This is a genomic window from Flavobacterium sp. LAR06, assembly GCF_041946075.1.
In the GTDB taxonomy this organism is placed as follows: Bacteria; Bacteroidota; Bacteroidia; order Flavobacteriales; family Flavobacteriaceae; genus Flavobacterium.
On record NZ_JAUTYT010000007.1, the window covers coordinates 281330 to 296982 of the forward strand.

The window sequence follows — 15653 nt, forward strand, 5'->3', positions numbered from 1 at the left end:
GCATTTTTTTTAATTTAAAATCTTTCCTTCCAGAAAAACACTTTCAATTAAATTACTGCCAAAAGCATATGGAATTTGGTAGTAAGATGAAATGGGTTTTGTCAGGATTAAATTGGCCTTTTTGCCTTTTGTAATACTGCCGTGGGTTTCAGAAAGTCCCATTGCGTAAGCTCCGTTTATAGTGGCTGCATTAATGGCTTCTTCAGGAGTCATTTTCATTTTAATACAAGCCGTTGCAACAACAAAATTCATATTTCCTGATGGAGTAGAGCCAGGGTTGAAATCTGTTGCTAAAGCAATAGGTAAACCTGCTTTTATCATTTCACGGGCAGGCGTGTACGGAATACTTAAAAAATAAGAACAAGACGGTAAAGCAACAGGCATTGTTTCAATGTTTTTTAAGGCTTCAATGTCTTCTGGGTTCATAATTTCGAGATGATCGACAGAAAGGGCTTTAAATTTGATTCCAGACTGAATTCCTCCAATAGAATTGAATTGATTCACATGGATTTTTGGCTTTAAGCCGAATTGAATTCCGGCTTCCATAATTTTCTCGGTTTCTTCAACAGAAAAATAACCTGTTTCACAAAAAACATCAATATAATCAGCTAGTTTGTTTTGAGCGATTTCCGGAAGCATTTTTGTTATAATTTCATCAATATAACCTTGTTTGTTTTCCTTGTAATGAAGTGGGAAAGCATGAGCTCCTAAAAAAGTGGCTTTAATGGTGATTGGATAATTTTCTGCGAGTTTTTTAATAACGCGCAGCATTTTTAATTCTCCTTCAACAGTAAGTCCGTAACCTGATTTTATCTCAACAGCTCCGGTTCCTAAATGCATAACTTCTTCTAATCGAAGTTTGGATTGTTCGTATATCTCTTCTTCAGAAGTTTCGTTTAGTTTTTTAGCCGAGTTTAAAATGCCACCACCGCGATTGGCGATTTCTTCATAAGTAAAACCGTTTATTCTGTCGACAAATTCCTGTTCGCGATTTCCTGCGTATACAATATGCGTATGACTGTCACACCAGGTGGGCAAAACAATTCGTCCTGTTGCATCAATAATTTTATCTACTTGAATTTCAGGTAGATTATCCATCGATCCAAAATCTTCAATCAGGTTATCTTTTAAAATTAAAAAAGCATTTTTAATAGTTGGAAGAATTGCCATTTCGGCTCCTGAAACCTTAGAAATTGAAGTTTCACGAACCTGAAGCAGTTCTTTTATATTGGTAATTAAAGTAGTCATATATTGATATTGTTATAAAACACAAATTTCACAAATTATCACGAACTAACTCGTGAAATCTGTGAAATTCGTATTTAAATTTAATGGATTTATTCTGAAACTGTAATTTCAAACATTTTGCTCCAGTTTTTACCTGTTACGAAAATGGTTTTAGTTTTTGGATTGTAAGCAATTCCGTTTACAACATCACCAGAATCAATATCGGTCATTAATTTACGCAAACTTGACATGTTTAAAATTCCTTCGACAGCGCCATTCTTTGGATCTACAATAGCAATTGCATCTTTTTGAAATACATTCACATAAAATTTCCCGTTGATTAATTCTAATTCGTTTACTGCTTTTATTTTTGAACTTCCTGAATAAACATTGATATAATCGACCATTTTTTGTGTTGCAGGATCCATTTTCCAGATTTTCTCTGTACCGTCTGATTGATAAATAAATTTACCATCATTTGTCATTCCCCATCCTTCGATCTCTTTTTCGTAAGTAAAGGTTTTTTTAAGTTTTAAAGTATTAGCGTCATAAATAAAACCTGTTTTTTCCTGCCAGGTTAGCTGAAACAATTCGCCGTTGATAAAAGTAATTCCTTCGCCGAAATATTTTGGTTCAAGGTTTATTTGTTTAAAAGTTTTGCCTGTTTTATAATCGTATTTTCTTAAAAACGAATTTCCTTTTTCTCCGGTACTTTCATATAAAGTGTCTTTATAGAATTCTAAACCTTCGGTAAAAGATTTTTTATCATGAGGATAGGTATTAACGATTTTAAAGTTTAATAATTTAGGTTCAACATTAGAAACTACCTCAATTCTTTTTGTTGCATCAGAAAAATCTCCATCAAAATAAACACTCGCTTTTAAATATTGGTAACCTAGTTTTTGATCCTTTAATTCAAATTTGAATTTCTCTGCACCTTTAGCACTTCCAACTTTTTTGTCGTTAACGAAGTAAGCAATGCTATCAATTTCCTTTGTATTTGGATTTAAAACTGCGATCGAAACGGCTTCCTGAGGCAGAAAATGTGCTGGAAAAGCAGAATCATCAATAGTAAAAAAAGAATTTTCACTTTTATTTTTATCTCCACATCCAATTAATGTGATTCCTAATAAAATGACAGTTAGGAAGTTATATTTTTTCATAGTTAAAAATTTGAATAAGCCAATATACGACGATATTTTTATAGCAACAAAGCTCTTGCAAAAATATAAAAAGATTGTATATTTGCACCGGCAAGTCCTACACGACCAGCTCCTGCAGACTCCCCCAGGATGGGAACATAGCAAGGGTACGTGGTTGAGCGGTGCGATGTAGGTCGCTTGCCATTTTTTATTTTTTAGATTTAATACAAAAGTAGTCTTCCTTCGGGAGGATTTTTTTATTTTTGGACCTTTCAGAAGTTAAAAGTTATTTGTTAAACGGCAGAAGTTTAACTTATATGCTTCAACTCATAACGTATAACCCCATAACACATAACTTTTCAAAATGAGTAAAGTCGTTTTAATTACCGGAGGATCCTCAGGGATTGGAAAATCTATTGGAGAATTTTTGCATAAAAAAGGTTTCGTTGTCTATGGAACGAGTAGAAATCCTGAGAAAGTTCTTAATTCTATTTTTCCGTTATTGACTTTAGATGTTCGTAATACAGAATCGATTGAGTCTGCTGTTGCAAAAATAATTGAGATTTCAGGGCGATTAGATGTTGTAATTAATAATGCAGGTGTTGGAATTACGGGACCATTAGAAGAAATTCCGATGGAAGAAATCAAAAACAATTTTGAGACTAATTTTTTTGGGCCAATTGAAGTGATGAAAGCTGTTTTACCACAAATGCGTGCGCAAAAATCGGGTTTGATTATTAATATTACTTCTATTGCAGGTTATATGGGATTGCCTTACAGAAGTGTATATTCAGCCTCAAAAGGAGCCTTAGAATTAATTACGGAAGCTTTACGAATGGAGGTAAAGTCTTTTGGAATTGACATTACAAACGTGGCGCCAGGTGATTTTGCTACAAATATCGCTTCAGGGCGTTATCATGCACCAGTTATTCAGGGTTCTGCTTATGAAAAAGTTTATGGAGAAACTCTTGCAACGATGAATGAGCATGTTGATGCAGGAAGTAATCCGAATGAAATGGCCGAAGCGATTTTTAAGATTATGCAGGAGAAAAATCCAAAAGGACATTATAAAGTTGGTGCCTTTATGCAGAAATTTTCGATTGTGTTAAAACGTGTTCTTCCAGATAAAGTTTATGAGAAGATGTTAATGAATCACTATAAATTATAAAATTATGGATGAAATTAGAGAGTTTTTACTTGCTATTTTTGCAGTTTTAGTTTTTGTTGTTATAGGGTTTGTAATTCGCAGAATATTAAGTTCGATAAGTGATAAAATCAATAATTCAGAAGTTTATAAAGAAGATACTTTAAGAGTTTTGGAAGAAATTAGAGATGAATTAAAACAATTAAATAAAAAGGATACTTCAAAATAATTTTAAGTTGTAATTTTGCAGCTGAATTTGCGTGGGAAATAGAGCCTTTTGTGAACTGAAACGGAACAAAAGATATAGCTGAAAGTCCTCCCGATAGTTATCGGGATTGGGTCACGCCCAAATAATATTCAACACAATTATAAATATATAAATTATGAAATTTTTTATTGATACAGCTAATTTAGCGCAAATTAAAGAAGCACAAGCATTAGGTGTTTTAGATGGTGTAACAACTAATCCGTCATTAATGGCGAAGGAAGGTATTACTGGAAAAAACAACATTTTGAAGCATTATGTTGATATCTGCAATCTTGTAGAAGGTGATGTAAGTGCTGAAGTAAATGCGTTGGATTATGATGGAATGATCAAAGAAGGTGAAGAATTAGCTGAATTGCACGACCAAATCGTAGTGAAATTACCTATGACAAAAGAAGGTGTAATGGCTGCAAAATATTTTTCAGATAAAGGAATCAAAACAAACGTAACGCTTGTATTCTCTGCTGGACAAGCTTTATTGGCTGCAAAAGCGGGAGCAACTTATGTTTCTCCTTTTATTGGTCGTTTAGATGATATTTCTACAGATGGTTTAAATTTAATCGAAGAGATTAGATTAATTTATGATAATTACGGATACGAAACTCAAATTTTAGCAGCTTCTGTGCGTCATACAATGCATATTGTAAACTGTGCTAAAATTGGTGCTGATGTTATGACAGGCCCGCTTTCTGCAATTGCAGGATTGTTGAAACACCCGTTAACTGATATTGGTTTAGCTCAGTTTGTTGCTGATTTCGAAAAAGGAAATAGGTAATAGGATTTAAACATTACATAGAATCGCCATCTTTCTTGTGAAAGGTGGCGATTTTTTTTATATTTTTATTCTTAAAAATAACCTACATATGAAAAAAGTACTAGTAATGTTTTTGTTTTTAGTAGCTGGTTTGCAGGTAAATGCACAAGCGAGGGTTTTGAAATCAGTAAATGAGGCGGGTGATGTCGCCACTTTTGAATTAGACTGTACAGTAAAGTTTCAGACGCTTGCCAAAGGTTTGAGGTATAACATTACACGCCACGAGTTCAAAGGTCCGGAAATGAAAAACTCTTACCGTTTATTATTGGTAATGGATGGTTTTTATTCTAAAACGCTGAATAAAGAAATGACGATTTCAGCTGTTTTAAATGATGGAACTGTAATTGAGGCAAGAAAGACAATTGAAGATGATGGATTCTTTGATGGTGCCTGTACACTAAAAATTAAAGATCCTAAAGCACTTTTAGAAGCTAATATAGCTAAAGTTATTGTTCATGCTGATAAGGATGTGGTTTATACATTATCAGAGCAAAATAAGGCGATTTTTAAAAAGAATTTGAGTAACATCATGACGGAAAAATAAAATACAATTGGCTTATTGTATAAGCTAAAAAAAATCCCAAATCTCAATTGGTAAAAATTGGAATTTGGGATTTTTTTTATTTTTTAGGTATTAATGACCTCCGCCACCGCCTTCAACATGATTAATTCCTTGTCTCTTTAATATTTTTGGACAGTAGTACCCGTAGAATCCTAAATATGCAAAACCAATTAATGGAACGATATAAGAGAAATGTGTCCAAGTGATTCCGAAAATACCTTCTGGGCTTGTTAGATCAATATCACAGATACTTCCCTGAACTAAAGGAATAACTCCTCCTCCAAGAATCATCATAATTAAGAATGAAGATGCTTTTCCTGTGTTTTTTCCTAAACCTGCAATGGCTAAATCGAAGATAGAAGGCCACATGATAGATAAGAATAAACCTCCCGAGATAAAGAAGAATTTAGCAATGGAAGGATCTGGACAAACCAATCCAATCAACATCATTAATACACCTGATATACCAAAAAGCATTAAAGTTTTTCCGGCATTTTTACCTCCCACAAAACTTACAGCTATGAATAGTAAAATCCAGATTGGATAGATGTAAAATGAAGAAACATCATGTCCTGCAAAAATATTAGCTCCAATGATTACTCCAAATGCGATAGCAGGAACAATGAATTTAAGAGCAGTATTTACAAGGTTTGATGTATTGAAAACGTTTACTCCACCATTCCAGCGACCAATCATTAAACTTCCCCAATAAAGGGCAATAAATGGTGCAATGGCGTCTTCTAAAACATTACCAAATTCGGCAGTATGCAATAAAGCCGGTAAATTACTAATGATAGTTACCTCAGTTCCAACATAAATAAAGATACCTAACATTCCTAAATATAGTTGTGGGTAATCTAAAATGTTGAATTTTTCGTGTGCGACTTTAACTACTTCTTCCTCTTCTTTTGCGGGATCTTCAATTTTAGAGAAGTTCATGAAAATAGCCACAGCTATAAAAGCAAGACCTAAGATGATAAACGGTAATTTGATATCTTCTAATGAAAGTGACGTTTTCTTGTTATCTCCCATTCCGAATAGAGCAATTCCTAATAAGATAGCTCCAATAGTTGTTCCGAAAGAGTTAATACCCCCTGCCAATGTTAAACGGTGCGCCCCTGTTGCAGGGCTTCCCATTTTAATGGCTAAAGGATTGGCTACAATTTGTTGAATTGAAAATCCTAAACCAACAGTAAACAAAGCAGTTAAGAAGAAAGGAAAACTTTCCATTGTAGCGGCTGGAATAAATAAAAATGATCCAACTGCAGAAAGAATCAAACCTGCAGAAAGTGTTTTTTTATATCCAAATTTTTGTAAAACGTCTACTTTTAAAGAAACTAAAAAAAAGATTATTGATCCTACAAAGTAAGAAACGTAGAAAGCCCAGGCTACTAATTGTGATTGTACCTGAGATAAAGTAAATACTTTTTTAAATACCGGAATCAGGATATCGTTGGCAGATCCAACAAAACCCCAAAAGAAGAAGACGATTATCAATGAGATAAATTGCCCCCATTTGGTTTGCACATTTTCTGAACTCATAATTGTAATAAGGTTAATTTTTTAATTTATTGTTTTTTGAAGACCGTAAATATATTTGTTAAGAATATCAAAAAAAAATAAAAAGGCACAAATAATGTTAAATTTAAACCAACAACATCATTTTTTCAACAATGTGTTAATTTTTACTGAGTTAGAAAATGAGAATTGAAATGATATTTATTCCAGAATTTTGGTTTTTACATCTTTGCTATAGTTTCTTCCAATCGGAATAGTGTAAGATTGTATCTGCACGCGGTTTCCTTCTATAGATTTAACCTTGTTTAGCGCGATAACGTAGGATTTGTGGATGCGAAGGAAGCGATCTGCAGGCAATTCTTCAGATAATGAAGTTAATGATTTGTGGGTAATATAGGTTTTATCAGGAGTAACAACTTTTATATATTCCTTCATTCCTTCAACAAATAAAATCTCTTCAATATTAATTTTCATCATCTTTTTATCAACCTTAATAAAAATATGAGAATCACCTTTTGTGGTTTCTACCTTAATATTGTTTTTTAGATTAAATTCGGTTGTGATTTTATTAATGCACTTTATAAATCGTGGTAGTGGAATAGGTTTTACTAAATAATCTAAAACATCAAGATCATAACTTTCAGCAGCAAATTCTCTAAATGCTGTTGTGATAATTACTTTGGTTTTGTTTTCGATCAGACTAATTAACTCAAATCCGGTCATCATTGGCATATTAATATCCAAAAATACCGCATCGACAGTTGTACTATTTATAAAATCAAGCGCTTCAAGAGAATTATTGAATGTAGCAATAACTTCAAAATCAGTAAAATTATTAAAATAATTTTGCAAGACTTTGATAGCTAATGGCTCATCATCAACCAACACGCATTTAATCTTCATTTTGAATAGGTATTTGCAAACGGATTATATAGTAATTCAATTTTGTCGTTTGTTTTAAACTGAAATTATTTTTATAAATTAACTTCAATCTCTTCTTAGTATTGGTTAATCCAATTCCGCCTTTTGAATTAAGATTTTGTGAAATTACAAAATTATTTAGGATTTCAAAATCTAACATTTTATTGTCGATAACTTTACAATTGATCTTTATTTTTAAGTTTCGATTGTTTAAACCGCCATGTTTAAAGGCATTTTCGACCAATGATATGTATATTAAAGGTGGAACAACAATGTCTTCAATATTAGATTCTAAGTTGATTGTAACTTCCACATTTTCAAAACGTAATTTTTCAATTTCGATATAATTTTGAATATAATCGATTTCTTTAATTAAAGGAACAAATTTGGTTCCTTTTACATCGTACAAAACGTATTCCATCAAATTCGATAACTTAATGATTACGTCCGGAACCTTCGCTGAAGATTCTAGTGATAATGCGTATAAATTATTTAAGGTGTTGAAAAAGAAATGTGGTTGAATCTGGTTTTCTAGATATTTTAATTTAATCTTAAACTGATTTTCTCTTAAGGATCTGTTTCTTTCGCGCTCACGTAACCAGGTTAAGGTGAGGTAAACAGACGAAGCCATTGCCAAAACATATAATTCACCAATGCAAACGGCTACAATGTGATTAATTTCAAAAGGGTGATATTCTCTATTGGCTTCTGGCCAGATATTTTCAGATATAATATAATAGGTAAGTGCTGTCTTAAGTAAATAGATAGCAAAAAGACTTAGCAGTAATGAAAAGGTATAAGTAATATACTTCTGTTTTAGTACATACCTCGGAACTAAGACGAAGAGATTAAAATAAACTAATGGTATATGAAGTGAGAACTCAACTAAATTCGATTTGAATGAATAGGGATAATCATTAAAGTACGCTCCCCATCTTAAAAAATTCAGAGTAAAGTAGCTGCCCCAAAACCAGAAGTGATTTTGAAGTTTTATGTCAAAGTTTAATTTTTGAATTTCGTTCAACTTAAAGGATAAGGTATTAACTCTTTTTTAACTCTTCTTAATTATAGTGCAACTTTAAACAATTAGTTGGTAAAACGCAATTCTTTTAAAGAAAAAAACAATAAAAACTTAAAAAGGCGTAATATTTTCATATGAAAACGTTTTCGAAAAACGCATTATTGATTGTTTTATGTCGTTTGTTTAAAAAATAAAGCTGTTTGTATAATTTATTTTTTTTAACAATACCTTAAGAATAATTTTACCTCATAACTAACAAAATAAATAAACATGAAAAAAATTTTCTTAATCTTTATGATTGTTTTTACGGCGCAGGTTTCGCTTGCTCAGGTAAAAAATGTTAAAGGTCTGATTACGGATTCTGAGGGGATGCCATTGCCAGGGGCATCCGTTGCAGTACAAGGAGGTCAAAGAGGTTCTACTACCGATTTTGACGGTTTGTACACTATCGAAGCGCAAAAAGGGCAAACATTGGTTTTTAGCTATGTAGGTCTTGAGACACAAAGTATAGTTGTAGGAGATGCTGCTACAATTAATGTAAAAATGAACACCGCATCTACAAATGCTTTAAATGAAGTTGTAGTAACTTCATTAGGTATTAAGAAAACGAGAAAATCGTTAACTTATGCAGCTCAAGAGCTTAAAGGAGAAGAATTAACAAGAGTAAGAGATGCCAACCTTATTAATACTATTGCTGGTAAAATTGCCGGTGTTGCTGTGACTAAAAGTTCAAGTGGAACAGGTGGTTCTACAAAAGTTGTAATTAGAGGAAATTCTTCTGTTTCAAATAATCAGCCTTTATATGTTATTGATGGTATTCCCTTGTATAATGGTTCTTCAAGCCAGCCAAATGATAGTTTTGGTAGTACAGCTACAGGAAACCGTGATGGTGGTGATGTTGTTTCTCTTATTAATCCGGATGATTATGAAGGAATGACGGTACTTAAAGGTGCTGCTGCTTCTGTATTATATGGTAGTCAGGGAGCGAATGGGGTAATTTTGTTGTCTTCTAAAAAAGCAAAAGCTGGTAAACCATCCCTTACAGTTTCATCTGTGACAACTTTTGAGTCAGCGGCATATTTGCCTAAATTTCAAAGTGATTACATTGCTGCTCCAGGTGCTGATGAGTCATGGGGTGCTGCAGGAAAATCTAAAGATCATGTGAACGACTTTTTTAATGTTGGAAATACGCAAATTACTTCAGTAGGGTATTCGACTGCTAGTGAAAATTCTTCTACAGCATTTACTTATGCTAATACTTCCGGAACAGGTATCATGCCAGGAAATAGTATCAAGAAAAATAACTTTGGTGTTCGTCAAACAGCTAAATTCTTTGATGATAAACTACTTTTTGCAGCAAATGCTAATTATACTACTCAAGATATTGTAAACAAGCCGGTTAATGGGTTTTATTTCAATCCTTTGACAGGAGTTTATTTGATGCCAAGAGGAAATGATTTTGATTATTATAAAGATAATTATGAAGTTTTTGATTCAAACAGAAACTTAATGGCTCAAAATTGGATGACAAACAGAGATATTATGCAAAACCCATATTGGGGTATTAATAGAAATAAATCTGTAGATAAAAACAATTTCTTTAATGGAGCGTTATCTTTGACTTACAAAGCTAATAATTGGTTAAGTATTGCAGGGCGTTATAGTTATAATAGAGCAGAGAGTGCTTTTGATAAAAAAATATACGCAACTACTCAAGGTACAATATCTCACATAAATGGTAGATATTATGTCGAAAATGCTATAAGTACACAACGTTACGGGGATTTAATTGCTACTATTAATACAAAATTTAGTGATGACTTTAGTTTTAATGCTAACATAGGTACTAGTGTTACTAATACATTAGGAAACCAAAAAACTATTTTGGATTCGGGAATTGGTGGTGGATTAAAATATGCTAACTGGTTTACATTACAAAACTTCAATAATAATTCAGGAAATTACCAAACGATCGATTCCAGAAAAGAAGTACAATCTGTATTTGCAGCTACTACTTTTGGATATAAAGAAATGTTATACTTAGATGTTGCTGCCAGAAATGACTGGTCATCAACATTAGCAAATACATCCAGCCCAAGTTATTTTTATCCATCTGTAGGTTTAACAGCTATCATTAGTGAGATGACTACTTTACCAGAATGGATTAATTTTGGAAAAGTTCGTGCTACTTACGCAGAAGTGGGTAATGATGTGTATCCATTTGTTACTACTCCAACTTATTACTACACTCCGGGTGTTACAGATCCAAAGCCAAAAGTTGCTCCAAAAGAAGGAACATCATTGAAGCCGGAATTAAAATCAGAATATGAGCTTGGTACTGAATGGAGAATGTTTAATAACAGATTTACATTTGAATTGTCTTACTATAATTCAGAAACTAAAAATCAATATTTACAAGTTGTTGCGCCAAAAGGAAATTCTCAAGGAGTTGATTTTTATGGTATTAATGCAGGTAGTATCGAAAATAAAGGTTTTGAAGCAGTTGTTACAGCTGGAATTGTTAGAGGAGATAAATTCTCATGGGATTCAAGTGTTAACTTTTCACAAAACAAAAATAAAGTTAAAGAAATCCCAACTGAGTTAGGAGGAAGAGTTAATTTAACTGAAGCAGGTGTAAATAGTTACAGATATGCATTGATTGAAGGAAAACCATTTGGAGTTATTGAAGGTATAAACTTTAAGAAAGATGCTCAGGGAAGAATGTTACTGAATGATGACGGAACAATTCAAAAAACTGATTTTGAAGAAGTTGGTAATGCTAATCCTGATTTTATGTTAGGTTTCTCTAACTCTTTTAAATTTGGTTCTTTCTTTGCTAACGTATTAATTGATGGACGTTTTGGAGGTGAAGTAATGAGTTTGACGCAAGCGCAAAATGATTCTTTCGGAGTTTCTAAAGCTACAGGTGATGCAAGAAATGCTGGTGGTGTTAGTGTGAATGCAGTTAGAGCTAGTGACGGAACTCCGGTTTCAACTATGGACGCTCAACTTTATTATACTCAAGTTGGAGGTAGAGCAGGAATCACAGGAGAATATGTTTACGATGCAACTAATGTTAGTGTAAGAGAACTTTCTCTTGGATATAATTTCAGTACTAAAAAATTACCATTTATTCAGAGTGCAAGTGTTTCTTTAATTGCAAGAAACTTATTCTTTATCTACAAAGATGCACCCTTTGACCCAAATATTGCATTAAGTACAGGCGAAGGTTTACAAGGTGTTGATATTTATGGATTACCATCTACAAGAAGTATCGGTCTTAATTTAAATGTAACATTCTAATTTTAAAAACATGAAATTAAATACAATAAAAAGAACAGCTATCTGTATATCATTACTCGCAGCAGTAGGTTGTACAGGTGATTTTGAAGATATTAATACCAATCCAAATGGTATTACTCCTGAATTATTTGAGCAGGATTTTAATCATATCAAAGGAGGTTTTGCTCCTATGTTTAATAATATCCAGGTTTTAACGCCGGAATGGGTTTATCAATTACAACAAGGTTTAAATTCTGATATCTGGTCAGGATATATGGCTACTCCAACTGGTTTTGCCGGAGGTATTAATAATACAACTTATTCGTTAGTTGATGGTTGGAATGGATTTATCTGGGATTATGCATACAGTAATGTGATGTTTAATGCCTTCGATATTGCCCAAAAATCTAAAGGTAAATACGATCAATTCTATGCCCTGTCCTTAATTTTAAAAGTTGAAGGTATGCATAGGCTTACAGATACTTTTGGACCAATTATTTATTCAAAATTTGGAACTACCGCTTCAACTATTGAATATGATTCACAGCAAGAAGTTTACAATCAGATGTTTGCTGAATTAGATCTGGCGGTTGCAGAATTAACAAAAAGAGTAGATGCAGGAGAAGCTTCTTCTTTTGCAACAACTGATATGTCTGCGTACGGTGGAGATTACAAAGCGTGGGTAAAATTTGCAAATACTTTGCGTTTAAGATTAGCAATGCGTGTTGTTAAAATCGATCCGGCATTGGCAAAAACACAAGCTGAAAAAGCAGTTGCTCAAAAGTTTGGTGTATTTATGACAAATGCTGATTTATTTAAAGTTGTCTCTCCGGTTTATACTAATCCAATTGCTACAATTAGTGGTGCATGGTTAGATATCCGTATGTCTGCTGACATGGAATCAATTTTAGGAGGATATCAGGATCCTAGAATGGCTACATATTTTGATACATCAGTTCAATTTCCAGGACAATACAAAGGTGTTCGTACAGGAATTGAAATCGCTGCAAAATCAGATCATCAAGATTTTTCAGGAATTGGAGCTGTTGTCAGATCTAAAGAAATTGTTTTAATGACTACTGCCGAAGCTTATTTTTTAAGAGCTGAAGGAGCTTTAAGAGGCTGGAACATGAATGGTACCGCTCAAGATTTATATGAAGCCGGAATAAAAGCTTCATTTGAGCAAAGAGGAGCTTCAGGAGCTGCTGCTTATATCGCTGATAATACAAAAATGGCAAAAGCTTATGTAGATCCTAATTTTCCTGTGAATAATTCGCCTGCTGTAAATAATGTTACTGTTGCATGGGATGCTGCTGCAACTAATGAAGTTAAATTGCAAAAAATCATTACTCAAAAATGGATTGCTGGTTTCCCGGAAGGACAAGAAGCCTGGTCTGATTATAGAAGAACAGGTTATCCTAAACTTTTCCCTGTACTTAAAAACTATAGTGGTGGTACAATTACTACTGAATTTGGTGCACGTAGAATCAATTTTGTTCAATCTGAAAAAGCTGGAAACTCAGGTGGTGTTGCTACCGGAGTATCAAAACTTGGCGGTCCGGATAACGGAGGAACAAGACTTTGGTGGGATGTTAACAAAGCAAACTTCTAAGAACATAAAGATTAAAAGAATTTTAGTTTGGTTAGTAAATGGTATAAGCAATGCAAGTTGCTTATACCATTTCAAAAACCAAAAGGATAATTACCACAAAAAAGAAAAAAATGAAAAGTGCTTTAGAAATAAAACCTGATATTAGCTATAAAAGTGCAGGGAAATTTGAAGAAACCCGATTTGAAAAAATCCACAATGAAATCTTCAAAAGTTCTGCAGAGGCTTCAGTAATTGTGGCGCAGGAAATCGCTCAGTTAATTAGATCTAAACAGGAAAAAAACAAATTTTGTGTATTGGGTTTAGCAACAGGTTCTTCTCCTATTAAAGTATATGCTGAATTAGTTAGAATGCACAAAGAAGAAGGTCTGAGTTTTAGCAACGTAATCACTTTTAATCTGGATGAGTACTATCCAATGACAAAGGAGAACAATCAGAGCTATCACTATTTCATGCATCAGCATCTTTTTAATCACATTGATATTAAACCTGAAAATGTAAATATTCCTGACGGTACTGTAGCGATTGATGAGTTGAATCAATACTGTATCGATTACGAAATGAATATCAAACAAGCAGGAGGACTTGATTTTCAATTACTAGGTATCGGACGTACAGGTCACGTAGGTTTCAACGAACCAGGATCTCACATTAACTCCGGTACAAGAATTATTACACTGGATCACATAACAAGAGTAGATGCTTCATCTGATTTTAATGGTATAGATAACGTTCCAAAAAGAGCGATCACCATGGGAGTTTCTACAATCATGAGATCAAAACGAATCGTATTAATGGCTTGGGGACAAAACAAAGCCGATATCATCAAAAGAACTATTCAGGGTGATATCAGTTCAGAAGTTCCTGCAACATTTTTACAAAATCATCCAAATGCAACTTTTGTATTGGATCAGTCTGCAGCTTCAGAATTAACCCGTTTCAAAACGCCTTGGTTAGTTGGAGAATGCATCTGGACACAAGAATTAAAAAGCAAAGCGATTGTTTGGTTATGCCAAAAAACAAAACAATCTATTTTAAAATTAACAGACAGAGATTACAACAATAATGGAATGTCTGATCTTTTGGCACAAGAAGGTTCTGCTTATGATTTGAATATCAATATGTTCAACGTTTTGCAGCATACCATCACGGGATGGCCAGGTGGAAAACCTAATACAGACGATTCTCATCGTCCGGAAAGAGCCAATCCTGCAAAAAAACGAGTGATTCTTTTTAGTCCACATCCAGACGATGATGTGATTTCTATGGGAGGAACTTTTTCAAAATTGATAAAACAAGGACATGATGTACATGTAGTATATCAAACCTCTGGAAATATAGCAGTTACTGATGATGAGGCTTTAAAATTTGCTGAAGTTGCCAAGGATTTTGTTGGCGAAGCGGGAAGTGGAATAAATTTCAAATCGGTGATTGAATTCTTAAATAGCAAATCGGAGAATCAAATTGATTCTTTGGAAGTTCGAAAATTAAAAGGACTTATTAGAAGAAGAGAATCTTATGCAGCGACAAGATACATCGGCTTAAAAGATGAAAATACCCATTTCCTGGATCTTCCATTTTACGAAACAGGACAAGTAAAGAAAAATCCGTTAGGCCCTGAAGATATTGAAATCGTTAAAGATATTATCGCAAAAATAAAACCACATCAGGTATTTGCTGCAGGTGATTTGGCTGATCCGCACGGAACGCATGAAGTTTGTTTGAATGCCATTTTCGCAGCAATGGCAGCCCTGAAACCGGAAAAATATATGGACGATTGTTGGTTATGGTTGTACAGAGGAGCATGGCATGAGTGGGATATTCACGAAATTGATATGGCTGTTCCGCTTTCTCCATCAGAAGTATTATTAAAGCGACATGCAATTTTATACCACCAATCTCAAAAAGACAGAGTTATGTTTCAAGGAAACGATTCTCGCGAATTTTGGGTTAGGGCAGAAGACCGTAATAAAAACACTGCAATTCTATATGATGAATTAGGTTTGGCAGAATACGAAGCAATCGAAGCATTCAAACGTTTTGATTACTAAAATTAGTTTAAGATTCGGTTAGAGCGAATCAAATTTCAAAATTCAGATTGATTTTATAACGAAAGTGAGGTTCAATAGAAGTCATGCTGAGTTTTGT

12 protein-coding genes and 1 other RNA gene are annotated in these 15653 nt (G+C 33.5%); 8 read left to right on the forward strand and 5 right to left on the reverse strand.

Annotated features, from left to right (window positions below; translation table 11 throughout):
* Positions 1-9 precede the first annotated feature (9 nt).
* The gene (hutI, locus tag Q7C23_RS12535; protein WP_375032838.1) at positions 10-1248 is read right to left on the reverse strand and encodes an imidazolonepropionase; all 1239 of its coding nucleotides are present in this window, start codon (positions 1246-1248) and stop codon (positions 10-12) included.
* Positions 1249-1337: 89 nt separating this feature from the next.
* Complete coding sequence (locus Q7C23_RS12540; RefSeq protein WP_375032839.1) at positions 1338-2390, reverse strand: glutaminyl-peptide cyclotransferase; 1053 nt, start codon at positions 2388-2390, stop codon at positions 1338-1340.
* 88 nt (positions 2391-2478) lie between these two features.
* On the opposite strand from Q7C23_RS12540, the gene ffs reads away from it, so the two are divergent.
* From ffs to Q7C23_RS12565, 5 genes are all read left to right on the forward strand, one after another.
* Positions 2479-2576, forward strand: an RNA gene (gene ffs, locus Q7C23_RS12545) — signal recognition particle sRNA small type.
* A 157-nt stretch (positions 2577-2733) separates the two neighbouring features.
* Complete coding sequence (locus Q7C23_RS12550) at positions 2734-3537, forward strand: SDR family oxidoreductase (protein ID WP_375032840.1); 804 nt, start codon at positions 2734-2736, stop codon at positions 3535-3537.
* A 4-nt stretch (positions 3538-3541) separates the two neighbouring features.
* The gene (locus tag Q7C23_RS12555) at positions 3542-3742 is read left to right on the forward strand and encodes a hypothetical protein (protein WP_375032841.1); all 201 of its coding nucleotides are present in this window, start codon (positions 3542-3544) and stop codon (positions 3740-3742) included.
* A 154-nt stretch (positions 3743-3896) separates the two neighbouring features.
* A complete protein-coding gene (gene fsa / locus Q7C23_RS12560; protein WP_375032842.1) occupies positions 3897-4553 on the forward strand; it encodes a fructose-6-phosphate aldolase in 657 nt (218 codons plus the stop codon).
* Positions 4554-4641: 88 nt separating this feature from the next.
* On the forward strand, positions 4642-5136 hold the full coding sequence (locus tag Q7C23_RS12565) for a hypothetical protein (protein ID WP_375032843.1): 495 nt from the start codon (positions 4642-4644) through the stop codon (positions 5134-5136).
* Between the two features lie 90 nt (positions 5137-5226).
* Here the strand turns inward: Q7C23_RS12565 and Q7C23_RS12570 are convergent, their stop codons facing one another.
* From Q7C23_RS12570 to Q7C23_RS12580, 3 genes are all read right to left on the reverse strand, one after another.
* Entirely contained in the window at positions 5227-6696 is a 1470-nt protein-coding gene (locus Q7C23_RS12570) for an MFS transporter (protein ID WP_375032844.1), read from the reverse strand.
* Between the two features lie 177 nt (positions 6697-6873).
* Positions 6874-7575: a LytTR family DNA-binding domain-containing protein gene (locus tag Q7C23_RS12575; RefSeq protein ID WP_194659252.1), complete on the reverse strand. Its 702-nt coding sequence runs from the start codon at positions 7573-7575 to the stop codon at positions 6874-6876.
* Positions 7565-8617 (reverse strand): sensor histidine kinase, encoded by a 1053-nt coding sequence (locus Q7C23_RS12580; protein WP_375032845.1) that lies wholly within the window; start codon positions 8615-8617, stop codon positions 7565-7567. Before Q7C23_RS12580 ends, Q7C23_RS12575 begins: the two co-directional genes overlap by 11 nt.
* 267 nt (positions 8618-8884) lie before the next feature.
* Between Q7C23_RS12580 and Q7C23_RS12585 the strand changes: the two genes are divergently transcribed.
* The 3 genes from Q7C23_RS12585 (at position 8885) to nagB (ending at position 15556) form a co-directional block, all read left to right on the forward strand.
* Entirely contained in the window at positions 8885-11917 is a 3033-nt protein-coding gene (locus Q7C23_RS12585) for a SusC/RagA family TonB-linked outer membrane protein (RefSeq protein ID WP_375032846.1), read from the forward strand.
* 10 nt (positions 11918-11927) lie between these two features.
* The gene (locus Q7C23_RS12590) at positions 11928-13508 is read left to right on the forward strand and encodes a RagB/SusD family nutrient uptake outer membrane protein (RefSeq protein WP_375032847.1); all 1581 of its coding nucleotides are present in this window, start codon (positions 11928-11930) and stop codon (positions 13506-13508) included.
* Positions 13509-13618: 110 nt separating this feature from the next.
* Entirely contained in the window at positions 13619-15556 is a 1938-nt protein-coding gene (gene nagB, locus Q7C23_RS12595; RefSeq protein WP_375032848.1) for a glucosamine-6-phosphate deaminase, read from the forward strand.
* Positions 15557-15653: the final 97 nt, after the last annotated feature.

Coding starts and splice junctions, on each gene's coding strand:
- Q7C23_RS12575 (WP_194659252.1), bottom strand. CDS start 7,575: ATGAAGATTAAATGCGTGTTGGTTGATGATGAGCCATTAGCTATCAAA.
- Q7C23_RS12555 (WP_375032841.1), top strand. CDS start 3,542: ATGGATGAAATTAGAGAGTTTTTACTTGCTATTTTTGCAGTTTTAGTT.
- Q7C23_RS12565 (WP_375032843.1), top strand. CDS start 4,642: ATGAAAAAAGTACTAGTAATGTTTTTGTTTTTAGTAGCTGGTTTGCAG.
- Q7C23_RS12570 (WP_375032844.1), bottom strand. CDS start 6,696: ATGAGTTCAGAAAATGTGCAAACCAAATGGGGGCAATTTATCTCATTG.
- fsa (WP_375032842.1), top strand. CDS start 3,897: ATGAAATTTTTTATTGATACAGCTAATTTAGCGCAAATTAAAGAAGCA.
- Q7C23_RS12585 (WP_375032846.1), top strand. CDS start 8,885: ATGAAAAAAATTTTCTTAATCTTTATGATTGTTTTTACGGCGCAGGTT.
- Q7C23_RS12550 (WP_375032840.1), top strand. CDS start 2,734: ATGAGTAAAGTCGTTTTAATTACCGGAGGATCCTCAGGGATTGGAAAA.
- Q7C23_RS12540 (WP_375032839.1), bottom strand. CDS start 2,390: ATGAAAAAATATAACTTCCTAACTGTCATTTTATTAGGAATCACATTA.
- hutI (WP_375032838.1), bottom strand. CDS start 1,248: ATGACTACTTTAATTACCAATATAAAAGAACTGCTTCAGGTTCGTGAA.
- Q7C23_RS12590 (WP_375032847.1), top strand. CDS start 11,928: ATGAAATTAAATACAATAAAAAGAACAGCTATCTGTATATCATTACTC.
- nagB (WP_375032848.1), top strand. CDS start 13,619: ATGAAAAGTGCTTTAGAAATAAAACCTGATATTAGCTATAAAAGTGCA.